The following is a 22,545-nucleotide window of genomic DNA, read 5'->3' as shown; positions in this document are numbered from 1 at the left end:
AGATTTATTACTAATAAATTAGATACGGTTTACGTTTTTGTTTGAAATTTTCCAAACCATTTTGCCAAGTACTTCTGATTTGTTGCTCAGTTTTACCAGCAATAATTTGTTCTTTTAATGATTTAGTCCCTGCTAATTTAATAAAGAAATTATTGAAAAAATTAGTTTTATTTTTAGAACTCTGATAAGCTTTTAACAACCATTTAATTTCGAGTTTAGTTACGTCTTCTTCTTGAGATAAGTTCTCTCCATAACATAACTTACCATTGTTCATTGGGTCTTTAGCACCAGCATTTGGTTTTGGTGTAAAAGTGTAGGGCATATTAGTTAAGAAAGGAGAACCATATACTTGAAATTGTAAGTTTGTACCTCTACCAGAACTAACATTTGTTCCTTCAAAGAAACATAAACTTGCATATAAGTTTATCGCTTTTTGATTAGGTAAGTTTGGAGAAGGAGGTACAGGTAATGAATAAGTAATACTACGATTGTAGTTTGTATTTGGCACGATTGTTAAGTTACATTGTACACCTTTATTCAACCATTTTTCACCATTAATCATCTGAGCGTATTCACCAATAGTCATTCCGTGCATAGCAGGAATTGGATGCATACCAACGAAACTCTTATTTTCCATTTCTAAAGTGGGACCGTCTACTATACCAATATTGGGATTAGGACGATCTAATACAATAAGAGGAATGTTGTTTTCAGCACAAGCTTCCATCAAGTAATGTAATGAAGAAATATAGGTATAAAAACGTGCACCTACATCTTGTAAGTCAAAAAGCATAATATCAATTCCAGCTAAGTGTTCTTTAGATGGTTTTTTACTATTTCCGTATAAAGATATAATTGGTAACCCTGTTTTAATGTCTTTACCATCTTTAATTAATTCACCTGCATCAGCATTTCCTCTAAAACCGTGTTCAGGTGCATATATTTTTTTCACAGCTATATTATTAGCTAAAAGAAAATCAACAATAGAAGTATCATAATTATCAGTAGATGTATTGCTTCTGATAACTCCTGTTTGATTAGTCAGAATTCCTATATTCTTGTTTTGTAATTTGTCAAAATACAATGCTGTGTTTTCAGCACCAACTAATAAAGTAGTGTCAATGCTTTTTGCAAGAGGCTTTTTATTTGTAGCACGACAATTTACATTTAAGCAAGAAACCAATAGACATACTAAGAATAAAAATGTATTTTTGAACGTTGAATTTGATACCATATTTACTTTGAAATTAGAATATTTTATAACCAAACGTTTAGTTACGTCAAGTAATTATAAAAGTAGTATTTCTGCTCCAATTATAAAAATTGCAATAACTGCTATTGCTTTAGGGATTATTATGATGCTAATATCCGTAGCTACTGGTTTGGGTTTGAAGTACAAAATTAGAGATAAAATCTCAGCTTTTAGTGGTCATATCATTATTACTAATTATGATAGCAATGTAAGTGACTTAACTTTGAAACCTTTAGATAGAGATATTGTTAATTCTGATGCCTTTAAAAAGGTAGATGGGATTGAACAAGTACAAGTATATGCATCAAAGGCTGGTATTATTCGTACTGAGACTGCTTTTGAAGGAATTATTTATAAGGGTGTAGATTCGCTTTATAACCTTGGAGAAATAAAAGACTATCTTGTTGCTGGTCGTTTACCAGAAATGGGTAATACAATGAGTAATGAAGTGTTGCTTTCTCAATATATGGCAGATCGTTTGCATTTAGATGTAGGTGATAAAATGACTACGTACTTTATGAAAGAGTGGGGAAATAAAGTACCTAATGTTCGTCAGTTTGATATTGTTGGTATATATAATTCAGGTTTACAACAATTCGACGCTAATATTGTTATTGGAGATTTGAAACACGTACAGCGTTTAAATAGATGGAACGAAAATGAGATTGGTGGTGTAGAAGTATTAGTTAAGAATTTTGATGAAATAGATAAGAAGGGAAGTGAGTTGTATTTAGAGTTACCATCTACAGTAGACAGCAAAACGATTACAAATAAATATTCTAATATTTTCGGATGGATTGAAATGTTTGACTTTAATATTATGGTTATTATTATCATTATGGTTGCTGTAGCATCAATTAATATGATCGTTGCCTTATTAGTTTTAATATTAGAACGCACTCAAATGATTGGTATTTTGAAAGCATTAGGTGCTAATAATTGGTCTATTCGTAAAATGTTTTTGTACAATGCAGTGTATTTAATTGTGAAAGGACTTATATATGGTAATGTTATTGGTTTAGGGGTCTTAATGATTCAGAAGTATACAGGCATTATCAAATTAGATCCAGTAGCTTATTATGTTAGAGAGGCTCCTGTGTTAATTCGCTTTACAGATGTATTGTTGTTAAATATTGGAGTTATAGTTATAGCAATGTTGGTGTTATTGATACCATCTTATATGATTACGAAAATATCGCCTGTAAAAGCGATACGATATGATTAGAAAAATAAAAGAATATGTTCACAACCGGTTATAAATTATGTTTATAACCGGTTTTTTTTTGAGTACTTAAAAAGTAAGCTGTATCAGTGTTTGTTAGTACAAATATTAAGATAAATGAGAAAGAGAGACTTATATTTATGTGAGTTTGATATAAGAAAAGGGTTTAATAAAAAAAAGGTTAGTTTAAAGTGCTTTACTTTCACATTGAAGGATTCAATATAAGGGTACATATTCCTTTTTAATCTTCAGTCTAATTATGTTGCCTTATGCATAGTTGATGACCAGACCAGTAATTTGTTCTTAGTATCTCAATTAATTAAAGGGGAATTAAAGTAGTATCATTACAGGCTTCTTTGATACTTGTTTCGGACAAGCACCACTCAAGTACCACACTTCTTCGGTAAAAAGGCTTGTTTTCCGAACTTCTGTGGTACTTGAGTGGTAGATGTGTCGAACATAGTACGTGTAAAACTACCCTATGATATGTTCTTTATCACAATAACAATCCAATGTATTATATTTTAAATCTTCGTTTATTATGTTTCTTGTAAAAAAAGGATGTTTGTACGTAGTCCCCATAAAAGCTTTTAATTAAGACATTAACGATATTGTGAATTAAGATAGACTAATAGTTTCAGTCGTAATCACATTATATTATCATATCTAACGTATAAATATCATCTGTATCTATAATTTTTTAGTCGTGTTAGGTATATTATTTAGTATAAGGTATATTTTTAGAAAGGTGTTATTAGTAATAAATTTCATCTATTGTTGTATATTTTATTTCAATTATGTGAATTATATATAATATAGTTATTTGTAATTATTCTATTTTACTATAGTCGCATTTATTTGAACTGAGTCTAAATAAATTAGTTTACATTCTAATTCTTGTCTAATTTTGTCGCGAAGTTTCAAATTTATATTTAATGACACGTTTACATAAGGTATTGTCAATAGCTTTAGTGCTTTGTGCCTTTTTTTGTAGTTCTCATATTTTTGGTCAAGATAAAGGAATAGACTTAACTATTTCTATACAAGATGAATATAAACAATCGATAAGTGATGTAACTATTCTCGTGAGTAGTGCTACAAAAGAGTTGGTAGGTATTACAAATACTAAAGGGATTGTAGATTTTAAGTTGTCTGCGGACAATTATAGAATAGAGGTTACACATATTGGATATGAGAGTTCTACAACACAAATTAATTTATTGCAAAAGAAGGCCATTACTATTCAGTTAACTTCTTTATCTAATATTTTACAGGAGATGGTAATTACTGCAAAAGAGGGGAAGGGATTGACTTCTACCTCGGTAATAAATCGCCAAGCGATGGAACACTTACAGCCTTCAAGTTTTTCAGATTTGATGGAACTTCTTCCTGGTGGACAAGCAAAAGATCCTGTATTGACGGGTAAAAACCCTGTGTTACTCCGCGAAACAGGTAAACAAGGGTATGACACTGGTTCTCTTGGTGTACAGTTTATATTAGATGGAAATCCTATTAATTCTAACGCTGATTTACAAGTTTCTTCTTATCAGGAACAAATGTTGAGTAGTGGTAAGGTTGATGCTAAGCGAAATACAATTGGAACAGGAGTAGATATGCGTACTCTATCAACAAATGATATTGAAAGTGTTGAGATAACAAGGGGTATTCCTACTGCTGCTTATGGTGATTTAACGTCTGGATTAATTCAAATCAAAAGAAAGATTGGTTATACGCCTTTACAAGCTCGTTTTAAAGCAGATGGTTTTAGTAAGATGTATTATGTTGGAAAAGGGGTAGACACACGTAGTGGTTGGAAGCTAAATCTAAGTATGGATTATCTTGATGCAAAGAATGAACCGACTAATACATTGGAAAATTATAAACGTATTTCTACTTCTTTTCGTACGGAGAAGTCTTTTGTTGTTAATGGATATGATTTAATATGGAATGCTAATTTGGATTACAATAGTACTATTGATAATGATAAATTTGATCCAGATAGTGGTTATGCACGTACGGATAGGTATAAAAATACAAGACAAAATATAAGTATAGCTAATAACTTTAAATGGGAGTTTGATAAAGAGAATGTGTTTAAAAAGATTACTTTGAATACTGCTTTTTCTCAAGGAATAGAGGACATAAAAGGAACTACATTTGTACAACAAACTGGTTTTAAAGCTATTTCTACAAGCCGTGAAACTGGGATTAACCAAGGATACTACTTGCCATTGTCTTATGTGTCAGACTTTAGAACAGAAGGACGACCAGTAAACATTAATGTTAAGTTACAAACAGAGTTAGGGATTAATACAAGTGGTATTGCTCATAATATTGAAACGGGAATTGACTTTAGATATTCTAAGAATAATGGCAAGGGGGAAGTTTACGATCCTTTGCTTCCACCATCTAAGGGACTTGTAAATAGTAGAACACGACCATTCTCAGATATTCCCGCTTCTCAGATATTAGCTGGATTTATTGGGGATAGGATGGAATATGAAACAGGTAATCACCATTTTCAGCTATACACAGGTGTGCGTTTATCTAAGATGTTGGGAATTGAAAGTGATTTTAGTACAAGTGATAGGGTATATGCAGAACCTCGTGTTAATTTTCAATGGGGACTTCCGGATGTTAGGTTAGGACAAGATGTGTTGAAAACAGATGTTACATTAGGATATGGTGAGTTGTATAAACAGCCTACGCTTTCGTTGCTGTATCCAAATGATAGATATTTTGATATGCTTGAAGTGAATTACTTTGATCAAGTAAATAATAATAGTTACGCACAGTTTAACACTTTTAAGTTGAATACGGAAAATCATTCGTTAGTTGCCGCTAAGAATATAAAGAGAGAAATTCGCCTTGATTTATCTTATAAAAAGCACAAGTTGTTTGTGACTTATTTCAACGAGCGTATGAATAATGGGTTTAGGGATGTGAATTACTTTAGAGGGTTTGAATACAAAAAGTATGAGACGACTGGATTGCAGTGGAACGATGATTTAGGGCATCCTAATTTAGAGGGAACATTATACGAAGATAGATTACTACATTATCAATATAGTATGCGTGAAAATGGAAGTAATACGTTTAAAGATGGGATTGAATTCGGGTATAGTTCACCGAGAATTGAGGGAATTAATACACGTTTTACTTTAAATGGAGCTTGGTTTAAAACAATATATTCTAATAGTTCTGATTTTTATTATCGTCCAGGAATTACATTGAACGGAAAGGATTATCCTTATGTCGGAATTTACGCTGATGATAATGGGTATAAGAAATCATCTATGGTTTATAACCTTGTTATTGATACGTATGTGCCGAGTATTGATATGAATATTTCAGCTTCTTTACAAGGGGATTTGTTTAGAAGAGAACAAATGCTAAATCGCGTAGCTGAACCGTATGCGTATTTTGGATTTGACAATGAGGTACACTCATTTACAGAAGAGGATAAAACAGACCCAATGCTACAAAATTTAGTAAGAAATGTTTCTACTACTGATGGGATGCAAACACGATTGCCTTTTACGTTTAATGCTAATTTTAAGGTGTCTAAACGAATTTATAAATCAGTGAAAGCCTCAATGTTTGTTAATAGGCTGTTTACACACTACCAATCATATACTTTAAATGGCGTGAAAGTAAACAGAAAGGATACTGAAGGTCCTTATTTTGGAATGGAGATTAATTTTAATATTTAAGAATACAATAGAGATGAAGTTAAGAGTACTATATATTTTGCTAACTGTTTTTACTTTGGGTATTTCAGTTTCTTCTTGTTTGAGTGATGATGATGTTACTGCTGGTGTAAATCAATCTACAATTGTTTCTATCAACTTTAAAGCAAATGGAGTAAAGGAGTTTAAAGAACTGGACTTAGAATTTACAGAGATTAATACGGGGTTAGTGACAAAAGAACAAGTGGTAGGTGTGTCGTTTTATTCTATTGCATTACCTACTGGAGCTTACCGTATGTCAGTTGAGGGTGCTGCTTTTTTAGAGGATGGAGAGGAAATCAGAGTAGGTGGTGTAAATGATAAGTTAGATGCTTCAGGACAAGTGCTAAATTTAGTGGTTGATTTGAGAGTTAAACAGTTCAGCAAGGATTTCATTTTTGAAGAAATATTTTTTACAGGTGTGAAAACATTGGAAGGGAAAGCATATAACTCAGGGCAATATTTTAAGATAGTAAATAATACGGATGAGGTGTTATATGCGGATGGATTGTTAATTTGTAAGTCAGAGTTTTTGACTACGACAGATAATAATGAGACACCTAATGTTTTTGATAGTGCTTTTCCTGTTGATGGCGTATTAATGTTACCCGGAAAAGGAAAGGATTATCCTGTAGAGCCTGGAGATTTTATTGTAGTTGCTGATAATGCTCAAAATCATAGAACAGTAAACATCCCTGGTCCAGATTTGACTAATGCTGATTTTGAATTTCCTATAACAGAGAGTCCCGCAATTAACCAGCCAGATAACCCAAATGTGCCTAATGCGATTGTAGTTTATACAAATATGAAATATAGTATGTTTATTATGCATAACAGAGGGTATAAAGGACATGTATTGGCGCGTTTACCTGAAGGTGAAAGTGTGGAGTCTTGGTTGGCTAATCATAAGTATGATTATTCTTATGTGAATGCTACAGGTAAGGAAACGAAAAAGTCTACTTATAAAATTCCGAATGCGTGGATTGTCGATGGGGTAAATAGTAGTATTGCTCCTAAGTTTCAACGTTTGGTAATGGGAGCATCTTTAGATAGTGGCTTTTCTTATTGTGGTTCGTCTGAAAGTGATGATACGCGTTTTGGTAAAGCGATAAGAAGAAAGTCATTAGGACAGAATACTGCAGGGCGTAATGTTTATAAGGATACTAATAATTCGACAGTTGACTTTGTGCCAGATAGCCCAGCAAGTTTGCTTAATGGAATTAGTCACAAGTAAAAAGAGGTTGTTGTGGAATTTAGATATAAAAAATTGGTTAGTGTTCTTTGTGGGGTGTTTTCTTTAGGAGGCTACGCGCAAACAAAAGATACATTGTCTTTCTATAATAAGATAGAAAACCAATACAGTGCTGAACGCGTGTTTAGTGAATCATTTTTTACTAATAAAGCAAGGATGACCGTGTATAGTGATTTGTCTTTTTCTGAGTTAGGTGTAAACTACCAGCAGGATAAGAAGGATGCGTACGTGTTACAAGATGGTGATGGGTTAGAAGGTTTTAAGATTAGTACTAATTCATTTCAACGTTTGAAAGGGAATAAAGTGGTTTGGGGAAGCGCTTCTTATATGAACCAACGCCAGCAGAATATGGTTTGGAATGAAAGTTTAGATAAGGATATAATTGGTCCATATGTCGTTGCTGATTCTGTAGGAGGAACAATGAAACAGGAAGTTTATCAGTTTGCCGGTGGTTTTGCTAAGCAATGGAATAGATGGGTACTTGGAGGGGAAGTGAATTATGTAGCTAAAAATGGATATAGACAAGTAGACCCACGGTCAAAGAATACATCCTCTATTTTTAAAATGGACCTTGGAATTGATTACAACTTTTATCGAGATTATGAAATTGGAGTGTTTGGACATTTTAATAAGTACACACAAAATAGTAGTGTGAAATTTGTAAGCGAAATCAGTAAACCATATGTGTATCATATGAGTGGATTGGGGAGTTATAACTATTTTTTTAGTGGTGCTAAAGATTTGGTTTCTACTTTTGAGGGATTTGGATACAATGTTGGAGCTACTTTAGCAAAGAGTAAAAATAAGAGTTTTGTGTTACAAGGGGTAATAGGAAAGTTTAATCTAACAAAGAATAAAGGTGATTCAGGTGTTGATGCGTATGATTTGGCGAAGTTAGAAACAACGACTTATACAGTTAGTGGATTAAAGTTTTTTGACTTTGGTCAACATAGGGTAGGAATGAAGATGAACTATTGGTTAAAAGAGGCTATTGGTACAGAGTATTTCTACACACAGAATGCAAAGATAATAACGCGATTAGCTGAGAAAGAATTGTATAAATACATTGAGAGCAATTTCTTTAGTGAGTTATTTTATCAGTATAAAGATGAGGTAAATCGCTTGGTTGCTATTCCTTTTTTTGGAGTTGAACAAAATAGTGAACGCAGAAAAGATACTTTTGCAAAACAACGTTTTACATATATTCACTTTGGATTGACTATAGATTATATGCGACAAATATCTAAGTCTGGTGTTTTAAATGTAAAACCGTACGTCAAGGTTAGAAATGTCAAGGAAAGTACGAATAAGTTAATGGATTTTCCTTCTCAAAAAGGTGTAACAGAAATGTTGTATTCAAACTTTGAGGTTATGAATGCGAATTATAAACAAATAGGTTTGGTAGCTCGTTATGATTTGCAGTTAGAGAAGGTCCCTGCTTTTTATGTACAAGCACAAGTAGAACAAACAAAATATAACATTAATAAATCAAATAATTATATGGGAGTAGCAGTTGGTGTTACTTTCTAACAGCAAATAGAATACAAAATGAGAAAGGTAGTTTTTTTATTATCTGGTGTTTTGGCTTTTGGTTTGGTAGGTTTTAATACTATTGTTGAGAAGTTAGTAGGAAGCGATGATCCTGCTTATTTAGCAATTATAGATAGTTATAAAAAACCAATAGCAGAATGGCCTAAGCCTATTATTGACGAGGGAGTAAAATGGGAGGAGTTGAGTAGTATTAAACGTGATTCTACATTTTTTGAGGTGCAAGATAAAGCTGAGGTGGTTCTTGGTAAACTATTGTTTTTTGATCCAAAGTTATCTAAGTCTGATCAGATTTCGTGTAGCACTTGCCATGATCCTGAATTAGGGTGGACAGATAGACGAATGGTAGCTTTAGGACACGATCATTTAAAAGGACCAAGAAATACACCTTCTTTGTACAATATCGCAGAGAGAGCTTCTTTTTTTTGGGATGGTAGAGCATCTTCTTTAGAGGAACAGGCAGCAGGACCTTTAAGTGCACATAATGAGATGGCAATCGATATAGTTGATTTACCTATTAAATTACAAAAAATTGAAGGCTATAAAACATATTTCGAAAAGGCTTTTGGTGATAGTGAAATTACATATGAGAGAATAGTTGGTGCAATTGCTTCATTTCAACGTACTATAAAGAGTCAGCCAAGTAGATTTGATGCTTTTGTTGAAGGAAAGTATAATGCATTGACTGAGCAAGAAGTTTATGGTTTACATATTTTTCGAACAAAGGGCAGATGTATGAATTGTCATAATGGAAAGTATTTTACAGATGAAGATTTTCATAATATTGGGTTGACTTATTATAAACGTCAATACCAAGATTTAGGAAGATATGAAATTACTAAGAACCTTGATGATGTTGGTAAATTCAAAACACAAGGATTAAGAGACTTATTATTGACAAGGCCTTGGATGCACAATGGATTATTTGATGATTTGGAGGGGATTGTAAATATGTACAATAGCGGTATGAAAATGATTAATCCGACAGCAGAAAAAAAATTAGCAGATCCTTTATATCCTGTTACTGATTCATTAATGAAACCATTAGAATTAAATAAGGAAGAAATTAAAGCATTGGTTGCGTTTCTTGAGTCTTTGTCAGGAAGTAAGTATAAAATGAGACGTCCTGTATTTCCAAGAGAGTAAAAGAAATAAAGAAAATAAAAAGACAATACTATATTTTAGTATTGTCTTTTTTTGTTGAGGTGGATTATAAAAAGTTAGTTTTGTAATTGATTTTTTTAAATTTTGTTAAGAAATGAAGTGAATACTAATTTCAAGGTCTGTATTTTATTACTTGTATATGTAGAAAAAATGTATCTTTTTTACTGCTTATATGAATTGAGAAAGTATTCAGATTATTTATTGTGAGATTTATGGAATACTGAAAAGTTTATGTGGTTTTAGGCTGTGTGAGCTAAAATCTTTTGGTAAATTAGTGAGATTTGAAAAACTAAAAAATTATGCCTTTAAAAATATATCCAGAATATCCGTTGGACGAGTTAGAACAATTGGTAATTAATGGTGTTAAAGTACCTTTTGGTGAATTTTTGGTATATAGAGATATTGTTGAGTCCCTTTCCAAAAGTAAGTATGATTGGTATGTATGGTACAGTATGAAATTACCTTTTCACGATAATAGTAATGTAAAACGAGCAAAAGCTGATGCTGAGCTTGATTTTATTATTGTGTCAGAATTTGGTGTGATAGTTTTAGAAGTAAAGGGTGGAAATATATTTGTAGATCAAGGAAGATTCTGTTTTAAAGATGGAAGAAGAAAGAAATGGTTAAATCAGAATCCTTTTGAACAAGTTAAAGGGTATAAGTATACCTTGATGAATAAGGTTTTTCCAAACTTTAAACATGTACAGTTTTGTGAAGCAGTATCATTTCCTACTACAAAAATAGCAATTGAGAACACCATTTATGATTCTCAATTAATTTATAGTGATTTTACGAAAAAGGATAGGTATAAGAATATTGAGAAATTCTTTTTACATATCTATGAATATACAAAGAATAGATTAGAAAGTATTCACCCTATTCGGTTTTCAAAGCTTACTAAAGCAGAAATATCAACGATTATAAATACGTTTAACCCTGTTGTACAGGATACAAACTTGTTTCAAACTTATGACTCTTTAGAGTGGTTGAAAGAGAGGAATTTAGAGATACTATATTCTCTTTCAGAGAACCCTCGTTTGATGATTGAAGGAGCTCCTGGTACTGGAAAAACAACGATGGCAATGGCTTATGCTGAAATGCAAGTAGGGCGTAAAGGAATCTATTTGTGTTGGAATGCACTATTGTGTGGGTATAATGCTCAACGTTTTAAAGCGCTAAATGTAAATATTGACTGTATTACGATGACTCAGTTTATAGTTGATAATTTACCTGGAATAAATGAAAGTGAGCTGTTTTATTTAGAACCTGCTAAATTTGCGGTTTTTATAAAAGAAACTATTGATTTTCTTCAAAGTGAAAATAAATTGCCTAATTATGATTATATGATTATTGATGAGGCTCAAGATCTGTTTGATAGGAATTTGCATTTAATGATGCATAAGTTGTGTGGAGATCATAATGGTATGAAGCAAGGGAATATTATCTTGTTGTATGATTTGGATCAAAGTTTCTCGCTTTTTGGACGTGATGTTTCGGATTATGCTTATTTTATGAAGGAGTATTTCACGCATTTTAAATTACACAAAGTAAGACGTAGTGCTCAAAAAACTCAAATACGTCAAATAGCAGAACATATTCAAGCGCATCCAGAAGAATGGGATGATGTAATGCATCATAAAGAATATGATGAAATAGATTTACGCTCGTTTCAAACTCGCGAACAATTACAAGAGGCAATGGAGGTTTTGATAAGAAATATTAATGATCCTAAGTCGTCTTTGAAAGCTGAAGATGTGATTGTTCTTGTACAAAGTAAAGTTTGGCAACGTAGAAATAACGTTGCAGATTTAATTCTTGAATTAGGAATGGAGGAATTGACTACTGCTAACTTAACATTAAAGCCTACTAAATTACAGTATACAACAGCTGTAAAGTTTAAAGGATTGGAACGCAAGAATGTTATTTTGATAGTAGATAAACCGAATAAATTAACACCGTATGAATGGTATATTGGCTGTACTCGTGCAATTGAGAATTTGTGTATTTGGCAGTTACATACATACCAGGAACATGAATTAATAGAAGGAAAGTACCAATTGAAAAAGACAGAGGGAGGTAAGAAATAATTGAATTTAATATATGGGAGTTGCTGAGTTATTAAAAAAGCGAAAAGAAGAGTTAGCGAATAGAAATATTTTAGAAGGTGAAAAATTTTTAAAAGAGTTTTCGAAATTAGAGAATGTAATTGTATTACCTGAAGGAATTGCATATCAAGTACTTTCTTTAGGGACTGGTGAATTTATTAAGTTGGAAGATAAGTTTGAGTGTCATTATGAAGGGGTTAATGTAAATGGTGATGTTTTTGATAGCTCTATTCAAAGAGGCAGACCTGCAGTATTTATGTTGAATAAGTTGATTAAAGCTTATCAAATCGTAGTTCCTAAATTGCCAATAGGAACAAAATTCAAAATGGTAACTCCTGCTGAATACGCTTATAAGGATGAGTATATTAGCAAGGAAATTGGTCCGAATAGTACATTGATATTTGAAATTGAATTACTGAGAACTGTAAAAGAATAAATGTTAAAAGCCACTGATCAATCAGTGGCTTTCTTATTTAAAGATTAGGGAGAATTGTATAGTAAGTACAATTCTGATTTTGGAAATTATTTATGATGCAATTTTGTTTATTTTTCTAAACTGATTAGGTGTAAGTCCTGTTTCCTTTTTAAAGGATGCTGAAAAGTAACCTGGACTTTGAAATCCTAATGTAAATGCTATTTCGGTTATTGACCATTCTGTATAATGTAATAAGTTTTTAGATTCTGAGATAATACGATCTTTAATACATTGGGATGTAGATATGTTTAATGATTTATTAACTGTATAATTTAAATAATTTATGTGAACATTTAATTTGTCAGCAAAATATGAAGGTTTGTTTGCCTTTAATTTGTTCCCATTCTTAGTGACAGGAAATTGCATTTCTAATAAATCTAAAAAATTTTGACAAACACGTCCTTTATCTACATTTTGTTTGTCCCAAGTTTGAATTGGCTGTATTTTATAGTTCTTGTAAATTAGTAATTCAATTAACCTTCTTACTTGTTCACTTTTAGAGGGAAAGCAGCTATTAAGTTCTTCTTCTATTTTTTCAACAATTATTCTAACAAACTCTTCGTGTTTTTCATTTAATAATAATAAAGGAAAGCTTTTTACAGAATTATTAAGTTTATATAGTAATTGATTATTAAGTCCCAAGAGGCTTTTTTCAAATAGGACTGATATAACAGCAGGTTGTTTAATTTTTAAATTTATTTCTTTTGAAGCACTTGGAATAGAAAAGAATAAACAGGGCTTTTTTATTTCTTTTGTAGTGTATCCATTATAATAACTGGCTTCTTCTTTTACATATGAAATAGCATATAGATTGCTATTTTCAATAGGTAACATCAGCATCTCATCTATAGAATGCTTAATAACATAAATATTATTTGTCATTGGCCAATTATTAAATTGGTTTTCTCCATCTGCGTGAATTATATTTTTATTTTGCATCATAACGATAAGTTTTATTTGTTAAATAAATATTGCTTGATTATGTAAAAATAAATAATATTATATCTTATTGTGTTGTGTATTTCGTGTTATTTGTTGACTTTTTTGCTTTAAAATTTACTTTAATTATTATTTATTTGTATTTTTTGCTTTTATAACACAATAATGTTAATTTGCTTTTGTGTTATTTAGTATAAGCAATTTAACTTGTAATGTTTTTTTGCTGTTGAATTAATAAACATAGATTTTATAAGAAAAGTAATTTCTTATCATTAATTCGAGGATAGGCTTGTTAGGTTAGATAACTATAGTTTTATGGAAGTAGATAGAAACAATTATTTATAACATTATAATAGACTTGCTAATTGTAAAAAGCCAAGTAGTTTTCTTTTTTTTAGTTATAAAGTAAAATAAATTGAATGTATTGATTTGGGGTAATTGCAATTTTTAGGGATATTTTTTATATATTGTGCACCTTAAATATTTTTTTAGTTTAAAAAATGTAGAATTTACACCTAAAGTTTGTAGCTTTTATAAGCTATTGTTTATTCTCTTTTAGCGACTTATAAATAGAATACAAATATGATTACAATGAAAAAAAAATCAGCACTAGATGCCTTAATAATAGGTTTTGCCTTATTCGCAATGTTTTTTGGAGCGGGGAATATTATTTTACCACCAATTATAGGTTTAGTAAGTGGAGGAGATTGGAATTTTGCAGTATCAGGTTTTTCAATTACAGCTATTTTAGCTCCTTTTTTAGGAATAATAGCGGTGTTGATTTCTGGTGATGAGTTTACTGATTTAGGAAAGAGAATAAACAGTTTGTTGGGTTGGATATTGGCAACTGCTATTATTTTGAGTATTGGACCTTTGGTAGCTATTCCTCGTACAGCTGCTACTACGTATGAAATTGGCGTTTTAGCTATTTGGCCTGATTTTAGTCCTATAATATCATCTGTTATATTTTTTGCTATAACTTTAGTTTTGTCTATTTCTCCGTCTAAAGTTGTTAATATAATCGGTTCATATTTAACGCCTTTGCTTTTATTACTTTTGGTGTCAATGGTTATATTAGGGATTATAAAGCCTATTGATACTACTGCTTTATTAGAAAGAAGTAATGATGATGCTTTTAGACTTGGTTTTTCTGAAGGATATCAAACGATGGACGTTTTAGCTTCTGTTATTTATGCTGGTATTATTATATCTGCTGTAAAATCAAAAGGCTATGTAAAATTAGAAGAAAAAACTAAGGTTACTTTTATGGCTGGGTCTGTTGCTATTTTCTGTTTGTTGTTTATTTATGGAGGATTAGTTTATTTAGGAGCAACTTCTGGTTATCCTATTGGAGAGCATCTGAAGAGAACTGAATTGTTATTACATATTTCAAATGGTGTGTTAGGTACACAAGGTACTTTTGCTTTATCTCTTTGTATAGCGTTAGCTTGTTTAACTACTGCAATAGCATTAGTATGTGCAACAGGAACTTTCTTTAGTCAACTTACAAAAGGATTTTTGAGTTATCGTTTAGTAGTAACTATAACGTGTGTTTCTTCTGCAATTTTAGCAGTTAACGGTGTAGATAGTATTATTGATTATGCAGCTCCTTTTTTAGGAATTATTTATCCTATTACATTGACATTGATTATTTATATGGTGGCCTTTGGAAAGAGAGTAAAACGTAGAGCTCCTTTTGTCGGAGCAATAATAACTACTGCTATTGTTGCATTGATTCAGTTTAGTTCATTTATTTCATTGAAATATGATTTCGTTGATTTCTCTGAAAAGGCAAGTAGTTTTATAAAATGGTTACCAATGAGTAGTTATGATGTGCCTTGGTTAATACCTTCACTGATTGCTTTTGTTACTGTTTATGTCTTTGATAAATTTTTATTCAAACAAGTAAACGATTAATATATAACAAAAAATCCACTTCAAACTGAAGTGGATTTTTTGTTATAGTGATATTTTAACTCCTTGTGACGGAAAAATGTAGTTGAGATTATATATATTACCTTTTGTTAATTCTTGTTTTATTTGTTCTATTTGCTTGCCACTTGGCTTAAGATGGGTAACAATTATATTTAAGTTTTCTAAAGCTTGCTTACCCGTGTACTTTGATAAATTTCCTATTTCTTCAATAAGTAAATTTGGAGTTAAATGTCCATAAAGTTTATCTTCTGGTTGGCTATTACTAAATGATACTTCTATCATAATAGTTTGTAGATTTTTGTTGATTATAAGGGGCGCTATATACTCCCAAATAGTGTTTAAGTGATTTGTTTTTTCTACTCTATCTGCTCCAGTATCTCCAAAGTATAAAATATATTCATCATTATTTCTGATTAATATTGCTGAACTTTTCTGTGGATTAACATGACTTAGTTCAAAAACTTCAGCAGTTAATGGTGTATTGTTTATATTGAAAGCTACCATTGGCTTTACTCTACTGTAAGTATAACGCGCTATTATAGGAGAATCACCTTCATTCCCAAAGTTTGACCAGGATGCATTTGTGAAGTAATTGTTTTTGAAAATATCAATTACAAAAGGTAATGCATAAATTGGTTTGTGACTATCTTCAGGGGAGTTTATAATTAGTCCTGATAGATGGTCTAAATGGCCATGTGAAATAAAATATCCTTTGATATATTCTTTAAGAATTGTTTCATTGGTAACATTAAAAGTTTTATGTTCAATTGCTTTATTTATACCACTGCGTATTGTTCCGGCATCTAACGACAGGTAGCTATTTGTATTCTCCACTCCGATTAAATATGAGGATAGATTGCTTTCATCACCACCTCCATATACTCCTAATGGAATGATTTCTAATTTCTGAGCGAATAATGTTGTCGTACTTAATAAAATTAAAGCTATAAGTGATTTTGTCATTTTTATTATTTTCAACAAAACTACTGTATTTATTTATATAGAATGAATTTGGGTAAGTGTATTTGTTATTTTGTAATCTAAGTATAGTTTGTTACCAATTATAAATCAAATAAATTTTAAAAACATTAATGTTTTTTTTTCTTTAGCATTTATAGTAACTTTTTTTAGTGATTTTCATATCGCTATGTTATAGAAGTATAAGAGTTAAAGGGAGGGTGTGTATTATAATGATTTGTAAGAAAGTCGTTAAAAATAGAACAATGTAAGTGATAGTTAGTGAATAGTTGTTGATTTGAGGTGTATTGTCTGTTTTTTGTTGAAATATTGTAATTTGGTAATTGTTTGATTCTTATTAATTTATGAATATTTTTTATTATAAAGTATGGTGATTTATCAGTTTTATAATGTTATTTTCATTGCAACTTTACAATGTAGTATGAAATATATATAGTTGGGGCTAGTAAAAGTTTTTTGATTACAAATAAAATGTAATGAATTAAAATTTTTATATATGAAAAATACAAGAAAAGAACATGATTTCTTAGGAGAGTTAAATATTCCTAATGAATTATATTATGGTATTCAAACTTTCCGAGCTGTAGAAAACTTTAATATTACTGGCATTACTTTGCACCATGAGCCTAAACTTATTAAAGCTTTAGGATGGGTTAAAAAGGCAGCTGCTTTAGCTAATCGTGATTGTGGTGTATTAAATGATAAGATATGTGAGGCAATTTCTTTTGCTTGTGATGAAGTAATAGCAGGTAAATACGATAATCAATTTGTTAGTGATTTTATTCAAGGTGGTGCTGGTACTTCTGTAAATATGAATGCTAACGAGGTTATTGCAAATATAGCTTTAGAGTATCTGGGCTATGAAAAAGGACAATATGATTTTGTTCACCCTAATAATCATGTAAATTGTTCTCAATCTACTAATGACGCTTATCCTTCTGCTTTCCGTATTGCTTTATATCTTAAAATAGATGATTTCTGTATAGCACTTGAAAAACTTCAAAGTGCATTTCAACTTAAAGGTAAAGAATTTGATAGAGTCCTTAAAATGGGACGTACGCAATTGCAGGATGCTGTTCCAATGACTTTAGGACAAGAGTTTTCTGCTTATGCTACTACTATTGGAGAGGATTTACTCAGACTAAGAGAGGTGCAAAAATTAGTTTTAGAAGTAAATATGGGCGCAACTGCTATTGGAACGAAAGTAAATGCTCCTGAAGGATATCCAGAGTTGTGCGTAAATTATCTGGCTAAAGAAACAAATCTACAGCTTTCATTATCTCCTGATTTGATAGAAGCAACAAGTGATACTGGTGCTTATGTTCAAATTATGGGAACTCTTAAACGTGCTGCCGTGAAAATTTCTAAAATTTGTAATGATTTACGTTTGTTAAGTTCTGGTCCACGTACAGGGTTCAATGAAATTAATCTTCCTGCTCGTCAGCCAGGTTCTTCAATTATGCCTGGAAAAGTAAATCCTGTTATACCTGAAGTCGTAAATCAAACGTGCTTTTATGTTATCGGACAAGACCTAACGGTTACAATGGCCGCTGAAGCTGGACAATTAGAGTTGAATGTAATGGAGCCTGTAATTGGTTTTGCAATGTTTACTTCTTTAGATTATTTAAAAAATGCAATAGAAACTTTAGTTGATAAGTGTGTACTTGGAATTACAGCTAATGAAGAGCATTGTGCAAATCTTGTAATGAATAGTATAGGTATTGTTACTCAATTAAATCCGATTTTGGGATATGAAGCTTCTGCAAGTGTTGCAGGGGAGGCTTTAATTTCAGGAAAAAACATTCATGAAATTGTAGTTTTGGAACGTAAATTGATTTCTCAAGAGAAATGGGATGAAATTTATTCTCTTGAAAATTTAATCCATCCGAAACTAATTAATTCTTAATTTATTAAAACAATTATATTATGAAAAAAGTATTAACCTTAGTAGTTGGAATACTACTAACTTTTCAAGTTCAAGCACAGTCTAAAAACGTTGAAAAAAACACGCAACCAAGAGTAATTATTTTAGCAACTGGTGGTACAATTGCTGGTGCAGGTGAATCTTCTACTAAAGCAGCTTATACAGCAGGACAAATCGGGGTTGAAAACCTTGTGAATGCTGTTCCTCAAATGAAAAACTTCGCTCAAGTTAAAGGAGAGCAGATTGCTCAAATAGGTAGTCAAGATATGAATATCGAAACTTGGTTAAAACTGAGTAATCGTATTAATGAAATTTTTGAAAAGAATGAAGCTGATGGTGTAGTTATTACTCATGGAACTGATACTCAAGAGGAAACTGCTTATTTTTTAGAGTTAACTGTTAAGTCTGATAATCCTGTCGTTTTAGTTGGAGCAATGAGACCAGCTACTGCAATGAGCCAAGATGGTAATAGAAATTTATTGGACGCTGTAATGGTTGCTTCATCGCCAAATAGTAAAGGTGTAGGGGTTGTTACTGCAATGAATGAAGCGGTATTTGCTGCAAGAGATGTGACGAAAACAGTTACTACAAATATGGCTACTTTTCAGTCAAGAAATTTTGGACCAATCGGTTTGATTTATGATGGTAAAGTTAGTTACTATTATAAAACACTAAGATCTCCAGAACAAAAATTTGATATTAAAGGGTTGAAAACTTTACCTGAAGTTGAAGTTGTTTATGGATATGCAGATGCTAATCCAAGAGCTGTGAAAGCTGCAACTAAAGATGGTGTAGCTGGTATTGTATATGCAGGTATGGGGAATGGAAACTTTAATGCTCCTGTAGGAGATGCTTTAGAAGCTGCATCAAAACAAGGAATTATTGTATGTAGAGCTGCAAGAGCTGGTGCTGGACGTGTAACTTTATTTAATGAGGTTGATGATCAAGCGTTAGGTTTTATTGTGTCTGATGATTTAAGTCCACAGAAAGCAAGAATTTTATTGATGTTAGCTTTGACTCAAACAAAAGATCGTCAAGCTATCCAAGATATGTTTTTTAAATATTAAAATATGACTCATTAAGAGAATAGGTTATAAAGGAGCGGAATACTTAATAGTATTTATAAACGCTCCTTTTTTATACCTATCCTAATGTAGTAGTGCTAATTAAAATAGGATAGTTATGTTATTATTACAGTTTATAATCCTAATTGCAATGATCCTTATAGGGTCGCAAATGAAAGGAATTGGATTAGGTGTGATGGGAATGGTCGGATTAATGATCTTTGTTTTCGTTTTTGGAATGCGACCTGGAGATCCTCCAATTGATGTTATGCTTGTTATTATGGCTATTGTTTCTACTGCTGCAACTCTACAAGCTTGTGGAGGGTTAGATTACTTAGTTAGATTGGCAGAAAAAGTTATCCGTAGTAATCCTTCTAACATTATTTTTATTGCTCCTTTTACTGTTTATTTCTTTTGCTTATTTGCAGGTACTGCCCATCTTTTATATTCGCTTTTGCCTATTATTTCAGAGGTAGCAGCAAAAAAAAGAATTAGACCTGAAAGACCTTTAAGTATCTCTGTTATTGCTTCTCATTTAGCTATCACTGGAAGTCCAATGAGTGCGGCTACTGCAGCTTTTGCAGGTGCAAGTATATTGGCTTATCCTGGAGCATTGATAGATATTATGAAAATTTGTATTCCAGCTTGTTTAATAGGAATCTTGTTTGGATGTTTTGCTGTCTTGAAAAAAGGTAAAGAACTGGAGGATGATCCTATTTTTCAGGAAAAGATGAAGGATCCTGAGTTTGCAAAAAGTTTAGATTCAAATGAAGTTGGACCTCAGAAATCTTTGAAAAAAGGAGCTAAGTCTTCTGTTATTGTTTTTGCTATCGCTGTATTATTGATTGTCGTAGCAGGGGCTTTCCCTCAAATACTACCACAGTTTGAACCAGGTGTTGCTAACTTGGTTTTAAAAGCGAATGGTGAATTACAAATGGTAGCTGTAATTAGTATTATAACGCTTACGGCATCTGCAATAATGATGATTATTACGAAAACAAGTGCTGTTGATGTGACTAAGGTAAGTTTGTTCGGATCAATGGCTACAGCAGTTGTATCTGTTTTTGGAGTTGTTTGGATGAGTGCAACTTTTATGGCTCATAATAAAATCGCTATAAATGGATATATGGAAAGTATTGTTACTACTTATCCTTGGACTTTTGCTATCGCTGTTTTTGTTCTTGGTGCTTTAATGTTTAGTCAAGCTGCTACTACAAAAACAATGATGCCTTTAGGGATGGCTTTAGGTGTTTCTAACCCTGCTTTGATTGCTATTTTCCCTGCTGTGAATGCTGATTTCGTTTTACCTGGATATCCTACTTTACTTGCTGCTATTAATTTTGATAGAACGGGGAGTACAAAAATCGGAAAGTTTGTGGTTAACCACAGTTTTATGGTGCCTGGCTTAGTTGCAATTATAGTTGCTGTGGCAGCTGGATTTGCCTTAGGTGCTTTCTTATTATAAACACACTTTTTATAACCAAATAAAAAATATAATTATGAAAAAATCTTTATTTTTTCTTTTGATTTTGATGCAAACGGGAATGTTTGCACAGAATCAGCAAACGAGTAATGATACTATTTCAAAACCAATTATTTCAGTTGGGAAGCAAAGTTTGCTAAATAATGTTGATGTAATTATGAATATGCGTTTTGCGTACGATACGTATTTTCAAGATGGAACACATACAAATTCAGAGTTTAATAATAACCAAGTTAGACTTGAAATAAAAGGTAAAATTCACGATAAAGTGTATTTTAGATTCCGTGATAGATATACTAAGGATCCTAATGTTGGGTCTCGTGATCATATTAGTAGAGGTACTGATTTAGCGTTTATTGGTGTGGAATTATCTCCAAAAACACAATTGAATCTTGGTAAGATGAGTGCAGATTGGGGTGGTTTTGAGTTCGATTTAAATCCAATTGATATCTTGGAGTATAACGACATTTTAGAGTATGCTGATAATTTCTTGACAGGTGCTGGTATTACACACCAAGTTTCTCCGAATCATGGATTTGGTTTACAAGTGTTAAATTCACGTACTCAAAATTTTGAAGATTTATATAAAGGAACGTTACCTGAGCATATTGAAAAATCAAAAATGCACCTTGCTTATATTGGTACTTGGAGAGGTAGTTTTTTTGATGGTAAGTTAGAAACACTATATAGTTATAGCTATTTTCAAGAAGCAAAGAATAAAGCAATGAATTATTATGCTTTAGGACATAAATACCAAAATAATAATTTGACTTTGATGTATGATTTTAAATATAGTCATGAAGCAATCGACCGTAAGGGAATTGTTACAGGATTAGTAGAAAATCAAAGTGATTTTACAGCTCAAAGTGTTTCTTATATGGAAAACTGGTTAAGAATGGAGTATTTGGTTGCGCCAAAGGTTAATTTGTCAATGACTTTGATGGCGAGTAATGCTTATGGAAAAGATGTAAAGGCTGATAACAGCGGAACAGATTTATTGCGTACAAGTTATGGATTCATTCCTTCTGTACAGTATCTTCCTTTTAAAGATATGAATATTAGATTCTTTGTTTCTTATGTTGGACGTTATTATAATCATTCAAGCTATGCTAAAGAGAATTTAGGTCTTGAAAATTACAATACAGGACGTCTAAGTGTTGGATTTATTGCTCCTTTATTAATTTTATAAGTACTAAGAAATTTACACTCTTTAATATTTAAAAGAACGCTTAGCTTTTGCTAAGCGTTTTTTGTATTTGGTACTTTCTCTTTTTTGAATTATAGTAAATAATCTTATTGTTTTATTTATCTTATATATTGAGTGTAAATTATAGATTAAGGAATTGGCAACAGTTATTTATTTAATGAAGATTGATGCTGCAGGGGAGAAGGTGAGGTTTAAATTAGCTAAGAAATAAGCGATATTATATAATATAAAAACAAAAAAGCCACTTAACACTTGCGTTAAGTGGCTTT

At 31.6% G+C, this 22,545-nt stretch carries 15 protein-coding genes; 12 read left to right on the top strand and 3 right to left on the bottom strand.

Annotation, left to right across the window (positions count from 1 at the left end; genetic code table 11):
- Nucleotides 1-10: 10 nt before the first annotated feature.
- Nucleotides 11-1,234: an exo-beta-N-acetylmuramidase NamZ family protein gene (locus AABL81_RS08725; RefSeq protein WP_341340832.1), complete on the bottom strand. Its 1,224-nt coding sequence runs from the start codon at nucleotides 1,232-1,234 to the stop codon at nucleotides 11-13.
- Nucleotides 1,235-1,241: 7 nt separating this feature from the next.
- Here AABL81_RS08725 and AABL81_RS08720 point away from each other — a divergent pair, with 7 nt between their 5' ends.
- The 7 genes from AABL81_RS08720 (at nucleotide 1,242) to AABL81_RS08690 (ending at nucleotide 12,707) form a co-directional block, all read left to right on the top strand.
- A complete protein-coding gene (locus AABL81_RS08720; RefSeq protein ID WP_341340856.1) occupies nucleotides 1,242-2,477 on the top strand; it encodes an ABC transporter permease in 1,236 nt (411 codons plus the stop codon).
- A 932-nt stretch (nucleotides 2,478-3,409) separates the two neighbouring features.
- Nucleotides 3,410-6,187: a TonB-dependent receptor plug domain-containing protein gene (locus tag AABL81_RS08715; protein ID WP_341340831.1), complete on the top strand. Its 2,778-nt coding sequence runs from the start codon at nucleotides 3,410-3,412 to the stop codon at nucleotides 6,185-6,187.
- A gap of 13 nt (nucleotides 6,188-6,200) precedes the next feature.
- A complete protein-coding gene (locus AABL81_RS08710) occupies nucleotides 6,201-7,436 on the top strand; it encodes a DUF4876 domain-containing protein (RefSeq protein ID WP_341340830.1) in 1,236 nt (411 codons plus the stop codon).
- A 12-nt stretch (nucleotides 7,437-7,448) separates the two neighbouring features.
- Nucleotides 7,449-8,984: a DUF6850 family outer membrane beta-barrel protein gene (locus tag AABL81_RS08705; protein ID WP_341340829.1), complete on the top strand. Its 1,536-nt coding sequence runs from the start codon at nucleotides 7,449-7,451 to the stop codon at nucleotides 8,982-8,984.
- An 18-nt stretch (nucleotides 8,985-9,002) separates the two neighbouring features.
- Nucleotides 9,003-10,148: a cytochrome-c peroxidase gene (locus AABL81_RS08700; RefSeq protein WP_158210218.1), complete on the top strand. Its 1,146-nt coding sequence runs from the start codon at nucleotides 9,003-9,005 to the stop codon at nucleotides 10,146-10,148.
- A 317-nt stretch (nucleotides 10,149-10,465) separates the two neighbouring features.
- Nucleotides 10,466-12,253 carry a nuclease-related domain-containing DEAD/DEAH box helicase gene (locus AABL81_RS08695; RefSeq protein ID WP_158210219.1) on the top strand — a complete coding sequence of 596 codons (1,788 nt, stop codon included), beginning with the start codon at nucleotides 10,466-10,468 and terminating at the stop codon, nucleotides 12,251-12,253.
- A 13-nt stretch (nucleotides 12,254-12,266) separates the two neighbouring features.
- A complete protein-coding gene (locus AABL81_RS08690; RefSeq protein WP_158210220.1) occupies nucleotides 12,267-12,707 on the top strand; it encodes an FKBP-type peptidyl-prolyl cis-trans isomerase in 441 nt (146 codons plus the stop codon).
- A gap of 90 nt (nucleotides 12,708-12,797) precedes the next feature.
- Here AABL81_RS08690 and AABL81_RS08685 read toward each other — a convergent pair whose 3' ends face one another.
- A complete protein-coding gene (locus AABL81_RS08685) occupies nucleotides 12,798-13,688 on the bottom strand; it encodes a helix-turn-helix domain-containing protein (protein ID WP_158210221.1) in 891 nt (296 codons plus the stop codon).
- 588 nt (nucleotides 13,689-14,276) lie between these two features.
- Between AABL81_RS08685 and brnQ the strand changes: the two genes are divergently transcribed.
- Entirely contained in the window at nucleotides 14,277-15,602 is a 1,326-nt protein-coding gene (gene brnQ / locus AABL81_RS08680; RefSeq protein ID WP_158210222.1) for a branched-chain amino acid transport system II carrier protein, read from the top strand.
- 42 nt (nucleotides 15,603-15,644) lie between these two features.
- Here the strand turns inward: brnQ and AABL81_RS08675 are convergent, their stop codons facing one another.
- Nucleotides 15,645-16,583 carry an MBL fold metallo-hydrolase gene (locus tag AABL81_RS08675; RefSeq protein WP_158210223.1) on the bottom strand — a complete coding sequence of 313 codons (939 nt, stop codon included), beginning with the start codon at nucleotides 16,581-16,583 and terminating at the stop codon, nucleotides 15,645-15,647.
- A gap of 511 nt (nucleotides 16,584-17,094) precedes the next feature.
- On the opposite strand from AABL81_RS08675, the gene aspA reads away from it, so the two are divergent.
- The 4 genes from aspA to AABL81_RS08655 all read left to right on the top strand — a co-directional run bounded on the left by aspA (nucleotide 17,095) and on the right by AABL81_RS08655 (nucleotide 22,258).
- Complete coding sequence (aspA, locus tag AABL81_RS08670; RefSeq protein WP_158210224.1) at nucleotides 17,095-18,504, top strand: aspartate ammonia-lyase; 1,410 nt, start codon at nucleotides 17,095-17,097, stop codon at nucleotides 18,502-18,504.
- A 20-nt stretch (nucleotides 18,505-18,524) separates the two neighbouring features.
- The gene (locus AABL81_RS08665) at nucleotides 18,525-19,589 is read left to right on the top strand and encodes a type II asparaginase (protein ID WP_341340828.1); all 1,065 of its coding nucleotides are present in this window, start codon (nucleotides 18,525-18,527) and stop codon (nucleotides 19,587-19,589) included.
- Nucleotides 19,590-19,704: 115 nt separating this feature from the next.
- Nucleotides 19,705-21,051: an anaerobic C4-dicarboxylate transporter family protein gene (locus tag AABL81_RS08660; RefSeq protein ID WP_158210226.1), complete on the top strand. Its 1,347-nt coding sequence runs from the start codon at nucleotides 19,705-19,707 to the stop codon at nucleotides 21,049-21,051.
- A 34-nt stretch (nucleotides 21,052-21,085) separates the two neighbouring features.
- Nucleotides 21,086-22,258, top strand: coding sequence for a porin (locus AABL81_RS08655; RefSeq protein WP_341340827.1), 1,173 nt, complete (start codon nucleotides 21,086-21,088; stop codon nucleotides 22,256-22,258).
- Nucleotides 22,259-22,545 lie beyond the last annotated feature (287 nt).

It is taken from the genome of Myroides sp. C1519, assembly GCF_038039755.1.
GTDB classification, from domain to species: Bacteria; Bacteroidota; Bacteroidia; order Flavobacteriales; family Flavobacteriaceae; genus Flavobacterium; species Flavobacterium phaeum_A.
Note: the sequence above shows the minus strand (reverse complement) of the source record. Positions and strands in the feature narration are given on the sequence as shown.

Excerpts from the sequence above, each read along its gene's own strand:
- AABL81_RS08725 (WP_341340832.1), bottom strand. The coding sequence starts at position 1,234 with ATGGTATCAAATTCAACGTTCAAAAATACATTTTTATTCTTAGTATGT.
- AABL81_RS08715 (WP_341340831.1), top strand. The coding sequence starts at position 3,410 with ATGACACGTTTACATAAGGTATTGTCAATAGCTTTAGTGCTTTGTGCC.
- AABL81_RS08710 (WP_341340830.1), top strand. The coding sequence starts at position 6,201 with ATGAAGTTAAGAGTACTATATATTTTGCTAACTGTTTTTACTTTGGGT.
- AABL81_RS08700 (WP_158210218.1), top strand. The coding sequence starts at position 9,003 with ATGAGAAAGGTAGTTTTTTTATTATCTGGTGTTTTGGCTTTTGGTTTG.
- AABL81_RS08695 (WP_158210219.1), top strand. The coding sequence starts at position 10,466 with ATGCCTTTAAAAATATATCCAGAATATCCGTTGGACGAGTTAGAACAA.
- AABL81_RS08690 (WP_158210220.1), top strand. The coding sequence starts at position 12,267 with ATGGGAGTTGCTGAGTTATTAAAAAAGCGAAAAGAAGAGTTAGCGAAT.
- AABL81_RS08685 (WP_158210221.1), bottom strand. The coding sequence starts at position 13,688 with ATGATGCAAAATAAAAATATAATTCACGCAGATGGAGAAAACCAATTT.
- brnQ (WP_158210222.1), top strand. The coding sequence starts at position 14,277 with ATGAAAAAAAAATCAGCACTAGATGCCTTAATAATAGGTTTTGCCTTA.
- AABL81_RS08675 (WP_158210223.1), bottom strand. The coding sequence starts at position 16,583 with ATGACAAAATCACTTATAGCTTTAATTTTATTAAGTACGACAACATTA.
- aspA (WP_158210224.1), top strand. The coding sequence starts at position 17,095 with ATGAAAAATACAAGAAAAGAACATGATTTCTTAGGAGAGTTAAATATT.
- AABL81_RS08665 (WP_341340828.1), top strand. The coding sequence starts at position 18,525 with ATGAAAAAAGTATTAACCTTAGTAGTTGGAATACTACTAACTTTTCAA.
- AABL81_RS08660 (WP_158210226.1), top strand. The coding sequence starts at position 19,705 with ATGTTATTATTACAGTTTATAATCCTAATTGCAATGATCCTTATAGGG.
- AABL81_RS08655 (WP_341340827.1), top strand. The coding sequence starts at position 21,086 with ATGAAAAAATCTTTATTTTTTCTTTTGATTTTGATGCAAACGGGAATG.